The sequence below is a fragment of the Aquirhabdus sp. genome (assembly GCF_046462495.1).
In the GTDB taxonomy this organism is placed as follows: Bacteria; Pseudomonadota; Gammaproteobacteria; order Pseudomonadales; family Moraxellaceae; genus Aquirhabdus.
Window position 1 is genome coordinate 130,198 of sequence record NZ_JBKGVE010000003.1, and the last position, 16,702, is coordinate 146,899.

The 16,702-nt window shown below is 45.5% G+C and carries 15 protein-coding genes and 1 pseudogene; all 16 read left to right on the plus strand.

What is annotated here, in order from left to right; translation table 11 throughout:
• Window positions 1-56 precede the first annotated feature (56 nt).
• The 16 genes and pseudogenes from mazG (at window position 57) to ACLHG7_RS02370 (ending at window position 16,691) form a co-directional block, all read left to right on the plus strand.
• Window positions 57-908 (plus strand): nucleoside triphosphate pyrophosphohydrolase, encoded by an 852-nt coding sequence (mazG, locus tag ACLHG7_RS02295; RefSeq protein WP_410209677.1) that lies wholly within the window; start codon window positions 57-59, stop codon window positions 906-908.
• 5 nt (window positions 909-913) lie between these two features.
• Window positions 914-1,927 carry a GTP 3',8-cyclase MoaA gene (gene moaA, locus ACLHG7_RS02300; RefSeq protein WP_410209465.1) on the plus strand — a complete coding sequence of 338 codons (1,014 nt, stop codon included), beginning with the start codon at window positions 914-916 and terminating at the stop codon, window positions 1,925-1,927.
• Between the two features lie 124 nt (window positions 1,928-2,051).
• Window positions 2,052-3,299 (plus strand): annotated as a pseudogene (gene pcnB, locus ACLHG7_RS02305) (polynucleotide adenylyltransferase PcnB); the annotation flags it as partial.
• A gap of 471 nt (window positions 3,300-3,770) precedes the next feature.
• Window positions 3,771-4,322, plus strand: a complete 552-nt coding sequence (folK, locus tag ACLHG7_RS02310; RefSeq protein WP_410209466.1) for a 2-amino-4-hydroxy-6-hydroxymethyldihydropteridine diphosphokinase — start codon at window positions 3,771-3,773, stop codon at window positions 4,320-4,322.
• Between the two features lie 69 nt (window positions 4,323-4,391).
• Entirely contained in the window at window positions 4,392-5,189 is a 798-nt protein-coding gene (gene panB, locus ACLHG7_RS02315) for a 3-methyl-2-oxobutanoate hydroxymethyltransferase (protein ID WP_410209467.1), read from the plus strand.
• 62 nt (window positions 5,190-5,251) lie between these two features.
• Window positions 5,252-6,115 carry a pantoate--beta-alanine ligase gene (panC, locus tag ACLHG7_RS02320; protein ID WP_410209468.1) on the plus strand — a complete coding sequence of 288 codons (864 nt, stop codon included), beginning with the start codon at window positions 5,252-5,254 and terminating at the stop codon, window positions 6,113-6,115.
• A 237-nt stretch (window positions 6,116-6,352) separates the two neighbouring features.
• On the plus strand, window positions 6,353-7,204 hold the full coding sequence (rapZ, locus tag ACLHG7_RS02325) for an RNase adapter RapZ (protein ID WP_114899621.1): 852 nt from the start codon (window positions 6,353-6,355) through the stop codon (window positions 7,202-7,204).
• Window positions 7,201-7,491, plus strand: coding sequence for an HPr family phosphocarrier protein (locus ACLHG7_RS02330; RefSeq protein ID WP_410209469.1), 291 nt, complete (start codon window positions 7,201-7,203; stop codon window positions 7,489-7,491). Before rapZ ends, ACLHG7_RS02330 begins: the two co-directional genes overlap by 4 nt.
• 124 nt (window positions 7,492-7,615) lie before the next feature.
• Window positions 7,616-8,143 (plus strand): ribosome biogenesis factor YjgA, encoded by a 528-nt coding sequence (yjgA, locus tag ACLHG7_RS02335; protein ID WP_410209470.1) that lies wholly within the window; start codon window positions 7,616-7,618, stop codon window positions 8,141-8,143.
• Window positions 8,144-8,380: 237 nt separating this feature from the next.
• A complete protein-coding gene (locus ACLHG7_RS02340) occupies window positions 8,381-8,935 on the plus strand; it encodes a prepilin-type N-terminal cleavage/methylation domain-containing protein (RefSeq protein WP_410209471.1) in 555 nt (184 codons plus the stop codon).
• 82 nt (window positions 8,936-9,017) lie between these two features.
• Entirely contained in the window at window positions 9,018-9,752 is a 735-nt protein-coding gene (tfpZ, locus tag ACLHG7_RS02345; protein ID WP_410209472.1) for a TfpX/TfpZ family type IV pilin accessory protein, read from the plus strand.
• A 138-nt stretch (window positions 9,753-9,890) separates the two neighbouring features.
• Window positions 9,891-11,648, plus strand: a complete 1,758-nt coding sequence (locus ACLHG7_RS02350) for a Wzy polymerase domain-containing protein (protein WP_410209473.1) — start codon at window positions 9,891-9,893, stop codon at window positions 11,646-11,648.
• 224 nt (window positions 11,649-11,872) lie between these two features.
• On the plus strand, window positions 11,873-13,207 hold the full coding sequence (gene tig, locus ACLHG7_RS02355; protein ID WP_410209474.1) for a trigger factor: 1,335 nt from the start codon (window positions 11,873-11,875) through the stop codon (window positions 13,205-13,207).
• A 202-nt stretch (window positions 13,208-13,409) separates the two neighbouring features.
• Entirely contained in the window at window positions 13,410-14,030 is a 621-nt protein-coding gene (clpP, locus tag ACLHG7_RS02360) for an ATP-dependent Clp endopeptidase proteolytic subunit ClpP (RefSeq protein WP_410209678.1), read from the plus strand.
• 69 nt (window positions 14,031-14,099) lie between these two features.
• Entirely contained in the window at window positions 14,100-15,443 is a 1,344-nt protein-coding gene (clpX, locus tag ACLHG7_RS02365) for an ATP-dependent protease ATP-binding subunit ClpX (RefSeq protein WP_114899628.1), read from the plus strand.
• Between the two features lie 165 nt (window positions 15,444-15,608).
• On the plus strand, window positions 15,609-16,691 hold the full coding sequence (locus ACLHG7_RS02370; protein ID WP_410209475.1) for an AI-2E family transporter: 1,083 nt from the start codon (window positions 15,609-15,611) through the stop codon (window positions 16,689-16,691).
• Window positions 16,692-16,702: the final 11 nt, after the last annotated feature.

Genomic DNA, 16,702 nt, shown 5'->3' on the forward strand with positions numbered 1-16,702 from the left:
CTCTATTTCACGCCTCACCACTTTCATTCATCCACCTAGCCATGACGACCAATCCAATGATCTCAGAGCCATCGACCCACTCCCAAGAACCGCATGTGAGCGAACCGCTGCTTGAGCTACTCGCCGTCATGAGCCGCCTTCGTGCAGAGTGTCCATGGGATCAAGCGCAAACGCCAGCCAGTCTGACACGCTATGCCATTGAGGAAGCCTACGAAGTCGAAGCAGCTATTCAAACAGGCAATATTGATCATATTCGTGATGAACTCGGCGACTTGCTGCTACAGGTGGTCTTTCAAGCTCAAATACATGCTGAGCAAGGGCATTTTGATTTCTTTGACATCGCCCAGACACTTTCCCAAAAACTGATTCGACGTCATCCCCATGTCTATGGTGATGATGTTGCAGCGCAAGCTTCTGATGTCCGTGTGCTTTGGGAACAAGTCAAGCAAACGGAACGTGCAGCCAAGGGAGAACTGACTTCCATTTTAAATGATGTCAAACATGGCTCCCCACTCATCCAAGCCCACTCTTTACAAAAACTCGCTGCCAAAGTCGGCTTTGACTGGCCGGATGTCCAAGGTGCGCGTGATAAACTGTCTGAAGAAATTGCCGAACTGGATGAAGCAATTGCCACTAAAGACCAGACAAAGATCGAAGATGAACTGGGCGATAGTTTCTTTGCACTGGTCAATGTGGCCAGAAAATCAGGAATTCAGAGCGAAAGTGCATTACTCGGCACCATCGCCAAGTTTCGTAGACGCTTTAGTTTCGTGGAGAAACAACTCAAAACTCAAGGAATCAGCCTTGAGGAAGCGGATTTAGCCACCATGGATCAGTTATGGGATGAGGCAAAACGTTTAGAGCGTATCTCCACCCAAACAGCTAATTTAGATCTGGAGCAACAATAACGCGCATGAATGCACATGCTGATCAACTCAAAAAGCCCGAACTCATCGACCCGTTTGCGCGTTCGATCAAATACGTTCGGCTGTCGGTCACGGATCGTTGTGACTTTCGCTGTGTGTACTGCATGAGTGAGGACATGCAATTTCTGCCTCGTGACCGCGTTTTGACGCTTGAAGAGTTGGTACGTTTAGGTCAAATCTTTGCCAGCCTCGGTGTGGAAACATTTCGCCTCACGGGCGGTGAACCTCTGATTCGTCGCGATCTGCCGTGGTTAGTTGAGCAACTGGCGCAATCTGGCGAGGTCGTCATGACCACCAATGGCTCCCGCTTAGACAAACTGGCGGCACCTCTCAAACAAGCGGGCTTATCGCGCCTTAATATCAGTTTAGATACGCTGAATGATCACCAATTCCATGAATTAACCCGGACAGGTCATCTCAAAGATGTGCTCAATGGCATTGATGCGGCTCAATCAGTGGGATTTTCAATTAAGCTCAATGTCGTCATGATGAAGGGGCGCAATGACGATCAAATCTTACCTCTGGTTGAATTTGCAACTGCACGCGGTTTAGACATCAGCTTCATTGAAGAAATGCCACTGGGTGTTATCGATGAACACTCAAGACAACTGGCATTTATGTCCAGTCTTGAGGTTCGCCAAGTGATCCAAACGCGTTTTGATTTACAATCGAGCACACATCACACCAGCGGTCCCTCACGCTATTGGCAAATCGCTCTGCCTCAAAATCCGCACGGCACTCGCATCGGTTTTATCTCCCCGCATAGTCATAATTTTTGTGGCGACTGTAATCGTGTGCGCGTCACCAGCGAAGGACGCCTCCTGCTCTGTCTGGGCAATGAGGAAGGGACCGATTTAATGCCCTTGCTACGTGCAGGGGATCGTGATGAACTCATTGCCTCTCGTATCAAAACAGCACTACTGATGAAACCCGAAAAACATCACTTTGACCTAAATAATGAACCGCAAATTGTGCGCTTTATGAATATGACCGGTGGCTAATCATCAGCGCCATGCCATTGATCACGAAATGAACCATTAAAACAATCCTTAAAACAGTTGCATAATGTAGTATTATCTCTCCAGTATTATGCAATTCCGCTCACATTAAGGAGCATCTGTGCCTCTGAAAACCCTCTCCGCCTCAAGTTTAGGTCTTAACGAATCCATGGTTTCCGCCGCAATTTTGGATGTCATCGACACCCTCATGCGTGCAGGATTTAAGGCATATATCGTTGGCGGCGGTGTACGCGACTTATTATTGGGTTTACGTCCTAAAGATTTTGATGCGGTAACCAACGCAACTCCAGCCCAAATTCGCGACGTTTTTGGCAAACGCTCACGCATTATCGGACGACGTTTTGAGCTTGCTCACGTCTACTCCGGCCGTGAAATGATCGAAGTTGCCACTTTCCGCGCACCTCCACGTAAAGTCTCAACGACAGCCTCGGGCATGATTACCCGGGACAACGTCTGGGGAACCATCCAGCAGGACTACGTGCGCCGTGACTTCACCATCAATGCCATGTATTACCAGCCACGCGAAGGAGTCGTTCTAGACTTTACCCACGCGATTTCAGATATCAAAAATAAGCAACTGACCCTACAAGGCAAACCAACTGTCCGCTTTGAAGAAGATCCTGTGCGGATGTTGCGGACATTGCGCTTTGCAGCGAAGCTCGAGTTCAAGATTGATCCCGAGATCACCAAAGTTTTGACACCCGCAATGACCCAATTATTGCTTGAAGTCTCTCCGCACCGTATTTACGACGAAACACAGAAGATGTTTTCGGGCGGTCATTTAGCACCACTCTTGCCTCTCATGGTTAAGTATCATGTCTGGAATCGTCTCTTTATTGACGTCTCGCCGGAACTGACCCCCCTGATCAAGCAAGCCGCAGAAAATACGGATGCGCGGATCGCGATCGGTAAAAACATTAATCCAGCATTCTTCTACGCCGTGTTGCTGTGGGAACCATTCCTTGCGCGCGTCAAAGAACTGGTTGCCACAGGTGCCCCGCATTCCATCGCATGGACACAAGCGGGTCTCGACGTACTACGCCGTCAGTCTAAACACACCGCCATTCCACGCTTTAGCGAAATGTTCATCCGTGAAGTGTGGGAATTACAGCCGCGTTTAGAACAGCCCAAACCACGCCAAGTTCCAGCACTCGCCGCACACCCGCGCTTTCGTGCGGGCTTTGACTTTTTGCTTATGCGTGAGCAAACTGGTGATGCATTAGTGGGCACCATGGGTCAATGGTGGCATGACTACCAAACTTTGAGTAATGATGGTCGTGAACGCGCCATTGCCGATCTCAATCGTTTGCAACAGCGCCTGCAACGTAAACGTCAAGCAGGTGAAACCGTACAGCCCTTACAAGCAGTGATTGCTGAAGCTGATCATAGCGTTTCTACAGCAGAAATCACGACTCAAAATACGGTAGATAACGCAACATTGAATATCACGACACCAACAACCAAAGCAAAGCGTGTACGAAATCGTAAGCCTAAAACAGCGACACATGAGCAAACCCTTGCAGCACTTGCGGCTGAAGTGCAAGAAGCGGCGATTTTTGACGAAAGCACGCCGATCAAATCGGCTCCAATGAATGACAAGCCTCTTGAGTCAGTGGAGGCCATTCAATTGCTGCCCTCAGATGATCCGGCGATGATTCATGCCAATCTTCGTGCAAAACGTCGATCCAATCGTAACGACGGTCAAGGCTCGAGCAATAGCAGCGATAGTCGCTATAGCCTCGCCCCACGTCGTCGCCAACCGCGCAGTAAACCGATTCAAATTGAACCAACCATCGTGTCGGCTCAATCAGAAGATGCGTCATAAATGGCGCGTGCTTTTATCGGTTTGGGCAGTAATCTTGCGAATGAATCTGGCGACTCACACCAGATTCTGCGTGATGCAGTCCATGCATTACAGGGCCTGAGTACGAACAAAACTCAAGTCTCAAGTTTATATGCCAGCAGCCCAATGGGTCCCCAAGACCAACCCGACTACCTAAATGCAGTCGCTCTGATTCACACGACCCTCCCCCCTCACGACTTACTTGATGCCTTACAAAAGATAGAGCAACTTGCTGGTCGTGTTCGCGTTCGTCGTTGGGGGGAGCGTACCCTCGATTTAGATATTTTGATTATGGATGAAGGGGACATTTTCGCAAGCGATAATGCAGAGAATCCTGTTCCTAAGCAGATGATTATGCAAGATGAACGTCTCACTATCCCACATATCGGAATTTTAGAGCGGTCATTTGTCGTGCAACCACTCTTGGAACTCGACGCGAGTTTGAGCATCGGTGGTATTATCTTGACCAAATGTTCTGCCGCAACAGAACAAACCGGAATCCGGATTGTTGAAACTGTTGGTTGGGCAGATTAAAGCGGTAGTGCCCTGTCACCCCCTAAACACGTCACAGATCGATGTGATGCAAAAAAGGAAGTCACTTAAATGATTCGTCTCAGTCAATTAGCCCAATATAAAGCTGAAAGTAAACCGTTTTCATGTCTGACTTGCTACGATGCCAGTTTTGCCAAGGCTATGGAAATCGCAGAAATCGACTCTATTTTAATTGGCGACTCGCTGGGTATGGTCATTCAAGGACACGACTCAACACTTCCCGTTACTGTCGAAGATATTGCCTACCATACCCGTGCAGTTGCGCGCGCGAATCATCATGCGTTTATCATGGCCGACTTACCATTTATGTCCTACGCTACACTGCCCGATGCAATCCGTGCCGCAACCACGATGATGCAAGCCGGCGCACATGCGGTAAAGCTCGAAGGGGGTGCTTGGCTGGCAGAAACCATCCGCGTACTCAAACAAAATGGTATTCCCACTTGCGTTCATCTGGGGTTAACGCCTCAATCTGTCAACGTTTTTGGAGGCTATAAGCTCCAAGGACGTGACCGTGATGCGGCAGACCAACTCTTGGCCGATTGCCAAGCCGTTGTCGATGCAGGCGCTGCATTACTATTGCTCGAAGTCGTGCCTGCGCAACTTGCAAAAGAAGTTCAGGCGCGATTTAATGTGCCTGTCATTGGAATTGGTGCAGGTGTCGATTGCGATGGTCAAGTGTTGGTCATGCACGATATGCTGGGGCTTAATTTTGAAAAACCGGCCCGATTTGTTCATGATTTTTTACAAGGCAAAGGCAATATTGTCGAAGCTTTTCGTGATTTTCATCATTCCGTACAAAACCGGGCGTATCCTGAGACAAAGCACGCCTTTCATATAACGCTGTAACACATCCGTTTGCTGTATTTTGAAGTCATTATTTAAGATTTAATTCGTAGAGTAAGCTAAGCATGAGAACCGAAACCACTATCCAAGGGCTACATGCCGCACTCAGCCCTGTGCGTGCCAGTCGTAAAAGTATTGGTTTTGTCGCAACAATGGGCAACCTTCATGAAGGTCATCTCAAACTGGTACAAGAAGCCAGTCAACTCTGCGATGTGGTCGTGGTCAGTATCTTTGTAAACCCCACACAATTTGGCCCAAACGAAGATTTTGCCAACTATCCACGGACCTTTGAAGCAGACAGTAATCTGCTGGCTGAAGCAAACTGCGATATTTTATTTGCACCAAGTACCGAACAAATTTATGGCGAACAGCCTCAAAAAACAACCGTTCAAGTAAATTCACTTGCGGATGATCTTTGCGGTCAAACTCGCCCTGGACATTTCACAGGTGTAGCAACCGTTGTCACCAAACTGTTTAATATCGTTCAACCGACTGTCGCCCTCTTTGGAGAAAAGGATTATCAACAACTCGCGATCATCCGCCATCTGGCTAATGATCTCTGCTTTGATGTTGATGTCATCGGTGTGCCAACTGTACGTGCAGAAAATGGTTTGGCACTCAGCTCACGTAATGGCTACTTATCTGAAGAAGAACTGATTCTCGCACCAGCTATTTATACAACTCTGCAAACTATTCAAGCGCATATCTTAGAAGCGTCTGAAAGTGGCAAAATTGATTTTGATGGATTCGCTGCAGAAGGCCGTAAGGTGCTTGAAAATCAGCAATTCGCCGTTGATTACGTTGAGATTCGCAATCCAGATCTCACCCCTGCGCAAGTTGATCAGGGCAAATGGGTCATTTTGGTCGCAGCAAAACTTGGAAAAACGCGTTTAATCGACAATTTGACAGTCACTCTACCTAGCGCATAAAAGTAACCTCTTATTTTCTATAAAAAGTTGGATTCATTTACATTTCGAAATAAACCCTCACATCGTGGGGGTTTTTTTTTCGATAAAAGACCGTTCATAATGATAAAATCAATTATATTCATCACGTGTAAAACGATTATGATGGCACTCTTAACAGAAAACTTAGCTGAAAAGCACTTTTGTCATCATTATTGCGAATAATAATGAACTGGAAAACTATATTGTGAAGATCTTATTTTGAAAAAACTTCTTATCGTATCAGGTCGTTCTGGAGCAGGGAAAAGCTCGACACTGCACATGCTTGAAGACCTTGGCTATTATTGTATTGATAATTTGCCAGTTTCTTTGTTGCCTGAGATTGTGGCAAAACTAAACGCTCAAAAAAATATCGAAATGCTGGCCCTAGGGGTTGATGTCAGAACGCCTCAATCAGATCTCATGCAATTCGAAGACATCCTCGAACAACTGCGCCAGCATGGTGAGATCGAAGTGATCTTCCTGAACGCACGTGATGATGTGTTATTGGCCCGCTATGGTGCAACTCGCAGACGGCATCCTTTGACTGATCGATACAATACCATAGCAGAAGCCTTACAAGCCGAAGACTCCTTACTATCAGGAATTGCACGTCATGCAACACTAACGCTGGATACCAGCAATCTGAATGTGCATGAGCTGCAACATACGCTGTCCGTTAAGATGGGCCAAAATGAACGTATGATTTTGATTTTACAATCTTTTGGCTATAAACGTGGTGTGCCGCTCGATGCGGATTTTGTCTTTGATGTACGTCATCTTCCCAACCCACACTGGCAACCTGAACTTCGTGCTCTGACTGGGATGGATCTGGAAGTCCAAGAATTCCTGAACGGTAATGCAGATGTGACGGAAATGTATAATGACATCCTTGCTTTTCTGCTAAAATGGCTACCAGTTTTCGCAGCAAGTCACCGGCATTACTTGACGGTGGCTATTGGTTGTACGGGTGGGCAGCACCGCTCCGTTTATTTGGTTAACCGACTTGCTGATGCACTCAAAGCGCAATGGCCCACCCAAACCCTTCACCGTGAATTAAAGTATTGGTCATGAGTACAGCACAAAACGATCCGATTGATACCACGCTCGACGTGATCAATAAATTAGGCTTACATGCACGTGCTTGTGGCAAGCTTATTGAAGTGACCTCTCGCCATCGCTGTGATATTCGTATTGGTCGAGACGATGCTTTAGTTGATGCAAAAAACATTATGGCTTTATTGATGCTGGGTGCGGGTAAAGGCTCAACGTTAAGGCTCGTCATCCAAGGCTCCGATCAAGACAAAGCCCACGATGCCATACGAGAATTATTCGCTCTTAGATTTCACGAAGCGGAATAAAGCATTCGTAACCGATTTCACAGATTCAAGAGGATACTCCACGTATCTTCTTGAGTACCCCATCTGTTAACTCTTTATTCTTCTAATATTCATTCATTTTTTAGAGTTGATTTAAAAATCCATCATGCGTAAAAAACCACATACTGATATCCCTGACTTTGAAGATCTTGAAGATCGCCCAAGTCGAACCGAACAGAAAAAAGCGATGGCTCGCTTACAACTCTTAGGAGAAAAGCTTGCCGCGCTACCGCCAGAGCGTATTAAAGCATTACCCGTCAATGAAGTATTGATCGATAATTTACTAGAGATGGCACGCATTCCTAGTTTTGAAGCACGTCGTCGTCAATCACAACTGATCGGGAAATTACTCAAGCGCGAAGATGAGGGGGCAGTTTTAGCCACATTTAATGCCAAGCAACCAGCAAAAAAACAAGCACAAATCACAAGATGGGTTGATCGTCTTATTGCACAAGGTGACGGTTCATTGAATGACTTCGTACGCCAGTTCCCTGCCGCCGAGCGCCATACTTTACGTCAGCACGTCATGCGTGTGCAGAAAGCCAAGGTCGAACAAGCTTCGGAAGAAGAGCAAGCAGACGTACTTCGTGCACTCGAAAATTATGTCCATCAAGTAGCGCTCCTTTCTGATTAAAATCCGTCCTTTAGCTGCTGTAATGCATAACGATTACACCAGCTAACACAATAATTCACTATCTGACACAAATTGTCATAGATCCACATTGATCATCAACATGCTGTTTATTACTAAATTTACATATCTCACTAATTTATATCAATTAAATATAATAACCCAAAACTGGCACGCCTTCTGCATAATCTCTAACAGAATCAGTACGTACTGATTACTTATTCCTCTAGGAGAGTTAAAATGAATACTGTACAAAAGGGTTTTACATTGATTGAATTGATGATCGTTGTTGCGATCATCGGTATTTTGGCCGCGATTGCTATTCCTGCTTATTCTGACTATACCGTTCGTACTCGTGTCACTGAAGGTCTAAATTTGGCTGATAGTGCAAAACAAATGATCGCTACCGATGCAACTTCAGCTGATGACTTAACAAATGTAGTTAAAACATGGAATGCTCAAGCTGGCGCTACTGGTGCTAATAGTAAGTTCGTTGAAAGTGTCCTGTTAACTGATGTTACTGGTGTTATCTCTATTACTTATAATGCTAAAGCTGTCGGCATTGCAGGTGGTTCTAATACTCTAATCATCTCTCCATTTGTTAGATCTGCGGCTGGTGCAACAGGGACGGCTAGTACAGCTATTACTCTTGCTGCAGCACAAGCTGCTGGTACAACAGGAGCATTAGATTGGGCTTGTAACTCTCTAACCGATGATGCATCGACTAAAGCTGGAATGGCGGGTGCTGTGAAAGGTACGCTATTAACTAAATACGCTCCTTCATCTTGCCGTTAATCTAATACTTTAGCTAGAACAACTTATAAGAAAGAAAGCAGCTCTAGAGCTGCTTTCTTCAATTCCATATGAGTAAATACTGATGTCCAAGCGTATTAAAGCATTTTTAATCCACCTGATTAGTTCGTCTCTCCTAGCATTCCTAACACTTATTTTAGTCTTTTACATCTGGTACCCTTCACCTTTGCATATTGCTACAGGTGTTTCCCACATTTTTCTCATTATGCTGGCTGCAGATGTAAGCATCGGCCCAGTACTCACTTTACTGGTATATAAAGTTGGTAAAAAAAGTCTTAGGTTTGACCTAACTGTGATCATTATCGTTCAACTTTGTGTTTTTAGTTACGGCTTACACACTGTCGCAATTGCTCGTCCAGCATGGATTGTGTTTAATGTTGATAGATTCGATCTCGTCCAAGCAAACGATATCGACCTACGCAAAGTATCTAAAGCGAAAAAAAATTATCAGCAGGTCTCTTGGCGTGGGCCAGCATGGGCTTCAGCAAAATTCCCTACAGACAAAAAAGAGCGCGAACAAATCTTTATTGAATCAGTCAAAGGTGGCTATGACATCCCCCAGCGCCCTGATTTATACCTACCTCTCAGTGAGAGTTTAGATATTATTCGCAATAAATCTAATCAACTTATAAAATTAAACGAATTCAACAATAAAGAAGCAGTTCAACAAATCTTGCTTGCATGGCCTAAAGCAAATGCATGGCTACCTCTCAAAGGAAATATTCAAGATATGGTAGTACTAATCAATAAAAAGGATGGGCGTGTAATTTCTATCGTAAATCTAAAGCCTTGGAAATAATTTTATCTATCGATTCTTAATAAGAATCGATAGATAGCTACTAAGCAAAAAATCACTATGCTCTACATTTTTTACTCAATTAAAAAAAAATGTCTATAATTACGGCATTCAATCAAAACCCTGACACTAAGGTTGCAAGTGACCAAAACCATAATCTCCACACTGGCTGGCTTATCTCTCTTAATATCTTGGCTTATTCCCCATCACTATAACCCTTGGTTAACCAGTGATAGTGAATTTCTTGCTTTTATTGCAGCATTGCTGCTGTGTCCATTATTGTTTAATGCAAAAATTACCTTACCTCGAATCAGCATCTTTATCGCGATATGCGCGCTCATTCCAATCATCCAATGGGCATTTGGAGTCATCTTCTTTTTAGGTGATGCTGTTATTGTCTCGTCTTATCTGCTTGGTCTTGCAACCGCAATCATGCTGGGACATAACTTTGCGGGCAATGAAAGTACAAGAAACAAAGCCTATATGGGTCTGGCCAGTGTACTGATCATAGGGTCGGTGATCTCGACATGGCTAGCATTTCGACAATGGCTCCAATTTGATAGTGGCTTTAATAGCTTTTCCGCTTATATCCCACCTAATTCAGGCTATAGACCTTTTGCCAACTTTGGACAACCGAACAACTTAGCAACCCTTCTTTGCATGGGATTGGCAAGTGTTTGGTATTTATTCGAACGACATCTGATCGGCCGCACCGCAAGTAGTTTGTTAGCCGGATTTCTGATTTGCGGGGTGACACTCACTCAATCTCGCACTCCATGGGTGGGAGCATTTTTTGTATTGGTCTGGTGGGCTTGGAAAAGCCGCTTTCTCACTTCTCGTCTCTCTTGGCTCAGCCTTATTGTTTGGATCACCTTATATGTCGGTCTGATCTTAAGCTTGCCGATCATTACGGATTACCTAGGAGTAGGAGAAGTCGATTTAGCCGGTCATGCCCAAGCTTTTGAACGCCTAGGCCTATGGCAACAGTTCAGTCTGGCTGTTATCGATGGTCCTTGGTGGGGTTATGGCTGGAATCAGGTCAGTGTGGCTCAACTTGCCATGTCAAATGTGTTTCCCGTGGCACAGATGACCAATTCGAGCCATAACATTTTACTCGACTTGCTCGTTTGGAATGGACCCGTTGTCGGGATGCTCATGATCGCTGTAATCGGTGTCTGGATTTTCCGTTTGGGCTATTCAGCAAGAAATCAAGAAACCATCTTTGGTCTCATGACCGTGGGTTTTGTGCTCATTCATGGGATGCTTGAATACCCACTCTGTTATGCTTATTTTCTATTACCTGTAGGCTTTCTGCTGGGTTTAAGCAATAGACAGCTTACACAGATCGGTGTACCGCCATTACCTCGCTTTAAATGGATTGCTATACCCGACTTCACATTGCCACGCATTGCATTTGCAAGTTTTCTGGTTGTGAGTGTCAGCTGTATGGCATGGATTGGACAAGAATATTCAAATCTAGATAAAAATTACCAAGAGAGAGCGTCAACTCAAACCGCAGGAACATCACTTTCAAGCGAAGGCCATGCAGTTTTACTGACCCAGCTCCGTGACCGTCTTCGCTTAAAGCACTCCGATCCAACGGCTCGGATGACGGCTCAGCAATTAGATTGGACTCGCAACGTGGCGTATCGCTACCCACAAATCGCCAATCTTTACCACTATGCAGCAGCATTGGCACTGAATAATCAGCCGACTCAAGCCAAGTTAGAGTTAACTAATCTCCGTGCTCTGTATGGTGAAACGGTATATACCAATGCATTGAATCAGCTCGCAGCCCTAGAAAAACAGACCAGCGAATTAAGTACGCCGCTGATGCAAAATCAGAAACCTTGCCGACACCACCGTAAGCATACGCATTGCCAAAGCATACTTCAGTGAATTCAATAGAGGTATTAGGAGTGATGCAAACAAATTTCTTGCGTCTATCTCATTCCTTTTGAATCCGCCGACAATATCGCTTATACTTCGCCACTAATTTTTTCATGCAATGCGACCCGTAGCTTGTAGAGCGTCTTTTTAAGCTTCCGTACTGCAGAACTTAACTGATTTTAGCTATTTTTTACAAACAACCCTAATTATCATTTTCTAGGATCGAGGAAACCATGCAAATTACGACTGAAGTGGTCTCTGGGCTAGAGCGCCGTCTGAACGTTACCGTTCCAGCACAACGTGTTAAATCTCAATACGACGCACGTCTGAAACGCGTTGCCAAAACAGCAAAAATCAACGGATTTCGTCCAGGCAAAGTGCCACTATCCCGTATCCAAGCTGAATATGGTCAAGGCATTCAACAAGATGTGATTAACGATCTCGTTCGTGACACGGTATTTGAAGCCATTGAACAAGAAAAAATCCAAGCAGTAGGCATGCCTAACATTGAATCAGTAGATGTCAATGACGCAGGCTTAACCTATAAGGCGCTCGTTGAAGTCTATCCAGTAGTGACTGTAAACAGCTTTGATGGTTTAACCGTTGAGCGTCAAATCAGCACGGTTAATGATGCTGATGTCGACACCATGGTCGACAACTTGCGTAAACAACGTCAAAGTTTTGCAGTTAAAGATGGTGCGTCTGCTGATGGCGATCAAGTGACCTTTGATTTCGAAGGTAGCATTGATGGCGAACTCTTTGATGGCGGCGCAGCGAAAGACTTTAAACTGGTCTTGGGCTCAAACAAAATGATCCCTGGCTTTGAAGCTGGCATCGTCGGCATGAAAGCAGGCGAAGAAAAAGTAATCGATGTCACCTTCCCTGCTGACTACCAAGCAGAGAACTTGGCTGGTAAACTGGCACAGTTCAAAATCAACGTATCACAAGTTGAAACTGCTCAGCTTCCAGAAGTTGATGCTCAATTCCTTCAATTATTCGGCATCGACCTTGCGCCAAATGAAGGTGGTATTGAAAAGCTCAAAGCTGACGTGCGTAAAAACATGGAACGCGAAGTGAAAAGCAGCTTGCGCAACCAACTGAAACAACAAGCCTTTGATGCGGTTCTTGCAGCCAATGAAATCGAAGTGCCTAAAGCAATGATCGCTGAAGAAACAACCCGTCAGCGTAAATTGATGCTTCAGCAATTCGCTCAACAATTCGGTGGTGCACAGCAGTTTGATGAAAACATGCTGCCAGATGAATTGTTCCGCGACAAAGCAGAGCGTTCAGTGAAGCTAGGCGTATTGATCAGCAAAGTGATTGCTGATGCAAATCTGCAGGTAGATCAAGACCGTGTTAAAGCGATGATCGCTGAAACCGCGGAATCCTATGAAGACCCGACTGAAGTCATTGAATACTACACTAACGACAAACAACAACGTGCTCAGGTTGAAGCCGTCGTTCTTGAAGACCAAGTGGTTGATCACATTCTTGCGGGTGCTAAAGTCACTGAAGTGACTGTCGATTACCAAGAGCTGTTAAAACGCAACCAACAGCAACAAGGTTAATTCCATCTATTAAAATCAGAAATTAAGACAAGTGCTTAAAATCTGGTTTTAAGATCGATTTGATTAAAAAAGGCGCTATTAGCGCCTTTTTTTACAAATAAATTTTACAGTTGCCCTTTGCAATTTAGTGCAATATCCCCCATATTCAAGAATTAGCCCCTAATATCTAATAGCATTCATATTAAAAGGAAGAGATACGGTGATTGATTTATACACCCCTGAACGCAATGCTCTAGTGCCGATGGTCGTCGAACAGTCTGCTCGCGGCGAACGCTCTTTTGATATTTTTTCTCGCCTGCTCCGTGAACGCGTCATTTTCTTGACCGGCGAAGTTGAAGACCATATGGCAAATCTGGTTGTTGCTCAATTACTCTTCTTGGAAGCAGAGAACCCAGACAAAGATATTCACCTGTATATCAACTCCCCAGGCGGCTCAGTGACTGCGGGCATGGCGATTTACGACACCATGCAATTCATCAAACCCGATGTCTCGACCATCTGTATCGGTCAAGCCTGTTCAATGGGCTCCTTCCTGCTGACCGCAGGCGCCAAAGGTAAACGTTTTGCACTGGATAACTCTCGTGTGATGATTCATCAACCGTTAGGTGGTTTCCGTGGCCAAGCCTCAGATATCGAGATACATGCACGTGAAATTTTGTATATTCGCTCAAAACTGAATAACCTCTTGGCACTTCATACGGGGCAATCGGTGGAAACCATTGAAAAAGACACGGATCGCGATAACTTCTTAAGTGCAGAAGCCGCACGTGATTATGGTTTGATCGACGCCGTTTTGACTAAACGACCAAGTGTTGCCGAATAACCTCACCTATAAGCAAGGTTTTGCTATAATTATTCACATTGATTTTTACATTATAACTTGGGAGCTCCCATGACTGATCTTCCCAAAAACTCTGGTCATAGCGACAAGAGTTGTTCATTCTGCGGAAAACGTCAGGATGAAGTCAAAAAGCTGATTGCAGGCGAAAACGCATATATCTGCAATGAATGCGTGGATATCTGTATTGATCTGGTTCAGACCCCTGCTCCTGCCGCAACAGGCTCGTGGGCAGAGCGTCCTTTGCCTAAACCTGCTGAGATTCGTGCAGCCCTTGATCAATATGTGATCGGCCAAGAGCAAGCGAAGAAAACGCTCGCAGTCGCCGTTTATAACCACTACAAACGTTTGAAAGCGTCTCATAACGTGCCGGCCAAAACAGGCGCACGTGAAGCCATGGTTGAGCTATCAAAGAGCAATATTCTCCTAGTGGGTCCTACGGGTTCAGGGAAGACTTTACTTGCTCAAACCTTAGCACGTTTGCTTGATGTCCCGTTTGCGATGGCCGATGCCACAACGCTGACCGAAGCGGGTTATGTCGGTGAAGATGTTGAAAACATCGTACAAAAGCTGCTGCAAAAGGCGGAATACGATGTCGAAAAAGCGCAAATGGGTATTATCTACATCGACGAAATCGATAAGATCAGCCGCAAAAGCGATAATCCATCCATTACCCGTGATGTTTCTGGTGAAGGCGTCCAGCAAGCTTTGCTCAAAATGATTGAAGGTACGGTTGCCTCTATTCCACCCCAAGGTGGACGTAAACACCCTCAGCAAGAGTTTGTGCAAGTTGATACGTCAAACATCCTTTTCATTTGCGGCGGCGCGTTCTCTGGTCTAGAGAAAGTGGTTAAACAGCGCAGTGAAAAAGGCGGTATTGGCTTTGGTGCTGATGTGAAGAGCAAAGATGGTACCAAGACTTTGGGACAATTGTTCCGTGAAGTCGAGCCTGAAGATCTGATCAAATATGGTCTGATCCCTGAGTTCATTGGCCGTTTACCTGTACTTGCTACGCTTGAAGAACTGGATGAACAAGCCCTGATTCAAATTCTGACTGAACCCCGTAATGCATTAACCAAACAGTATCAGCGTCTGTTTGAAATGGAAAACGTGGATTTATCTTTTGATGAAGCATCACTGAAAGCGGTTGCCAAGAAAGCACTGGAACGTAAGACTGGTGCGCGTGGCCTGCGGTCGATTCTGGAAAATGTACTCTTAGACACCATGTACGATCTGCCCTCCATGAAAGATGTCGGAACGGTTCAGGTGACTGAAGCGGTCATCAACAGTGGTGAAAAACCTACGCTTAAGCCAGAACGCCTTCCGGCAGTAGCCAACGACAGCAAAGACCCGTTGGAGCATTTGCAAGTTTTAGAAAACACTCAAAAACTTGCTTAAATCACTCCAGTTATTTATCTGATCTAAAGCCGCCTATATTTAGGCGGCTTTTTATTGGCAAATGAATCGTGAATGCATACATAACTCTGACAAACCAGCGCCACTTTTTTGACTATCGTAGGCTCATGCATTCACCCACGATAAAAACAAGAGATTGAGAGTTTTATGCCTGTAACATCAATGACCCAGCGCTTCTTATTGCTCATTTTACTCACTGGGCTGCTGTTACTAAGCTATCAAGTTCTCGTCTTCTTTATTTCTCCGGTACTCTGGGCTGCCATTCTGGCTTATGTCACTTGGCCTCTCTATAGCCGTCTGCGAAGCCGACTGGGGGAACGCAATAATTTAAGCGCCCTACTCATGACCTTTGCACTGATCTTGGTCGTGGGTATCCCAGTACTGATTGGAACTTTCTTACTACAGCAAGAAGCCCGTAATCTCTATCTAAGTCTGCAAGGACAGATTGCCGAAGGTCGATTGATCGTGCCAGATTCCGTACTGAGCCTACCTGCGATTGGCGGTGAGATTAAAATCATTGTCGATAAAATCAATAACGACCCCAGTGAAACGGTACAAATGATTCGTCAGTGGACTCAAGCCCATCTGACCTACGGCAAAGTAATCATCAATGAGATATCTCGCAATGCAGCCAAACTGGGCTTTGCCTTAATGACTGTATTCTTTCTCTATCGTGATGGTGATACCGTGCTCAAGCAAATCCGCCGGGCACTGCATCACATCATGGGTCAACGTGTAGATGGCTATCTGTCTGAAATTGGCCTCACTACGCAAGCAGTGGTCTACGGCATTGGTTTAACGGCCTTGGCTCAAGCCTTGCTTGCAGGCATTGGATATGCATTTGCAGGTGCCCCTAGCCCAATCCTACTCACCGTCATGACCTTGTTATTCGCCTTGATCCCTTTTGGGACCCCGTTTGCCTGGGGTGGTGTCAGCTTATGGCTTCTTGCCCAAGGTCATACAATCCCGGCTATTGGCTTGGCACTTTGGGGAGGGTTGGTGGTGAGCTGGGTGGATAATATCATTCGCCCTATGGTCATCTCTGGCGTCACGCAGGTGCCCTTCTTACTGATCATGTTCGGTGTCTTGGGAGGGTTGGGGGCTTTTGGTCTCGTAGGCTTATTTATCGGACCGGTCATTCTGGCCGTTTTACTCGCAGTCTGGCGAGAATGGCAAGCGCGGGGCATCATAATTGATGATGAAAAAGTCCAACCCGAAGAGCAGCCATAACCTCTCCTCAG

Excerpts from the sequence above, each read along its gene's own strand:
- tfpZ (WP_410209472.1), top strand. The coding sequence starts at position 9,018 with ATGTCCAAGCGTATTAAAGCATTTTTAATCCACCTGATTAGTTCGTCT.
- folK (WP_410209466.1), top strand. The coding sequence starts at position 3,771 with ATGGCGCGTGCTTTTATCGGTTTGGGCAGTAATCTTGCGAATGAATCT.
- mazG (WP_410209677.1), top strand. The coding sequence starts at position 57 with ATGATCTCAGAGCCATCGACCCACTCCCAAGAACCGCATGTGAGCGAA.
- moaA (WP_410209465.1), top strand. The coding sequence starts at position 914 with ATGAATGCACATGCTGATCAACTCAAAAAGCCCGAACTCATCGACCCG.
- ACLHG7_RS02340 (WP_410209471.1), top strand. The coding sequence starts at position 8,381 with ATGAATACTGTACAAAAGGGTTTTACATTGATTGAATTGATGATCGTT.
- panC (WP_410209468.1), top strand. The coding sequence starts at position 5,252 with ATGAGAACCGAAACCACTATCCAAGGGCTACATGCCGCACTCAGCCCT.
- yjgA (WP_410209470.1), top strand. The coding sequence starts at position 7,616 with ATGCGTAAAAAACCACATACTGATATCCCTGACTTTGAAGATCTTGAA.
- panB (WP_410209467.1), top strand. The coding sequence starts at position 4,392 with ATGATTCGTCTCAGTCAATTAGCCCAATATAAAGCTGAAAGTAAACCG.
- tig (WP_410209474.1), top strand. The coding sequence starts at position 11,873 with ATGCAAATTACGACTGAAGTGGTCTCTGGGCTAGAGCGCCGTCTGAAC.
- ACLHG7_RS02330 (WP_410209469.1), top strand. The coding sequence starts at position 7,201 with ATGAGTACAGCACAAAACGATCCGATTGATACCACGCTCGACGTGATC.
- clpX (WP_114899628.1), top strand. The coding sequence starts at position 14,100 with ATGACTGATCTTCCCAAAAACTCTGGTCATAGCGACAAGAGTTGTTCA.
- ACLHG7_RS02370 (WP_410209475.1), top strand. The coding sequence starts at position 15,609 with ATGCCTGTAACATCAATGACCCAGCGCTTCTTATTGCTCATTTTACTC.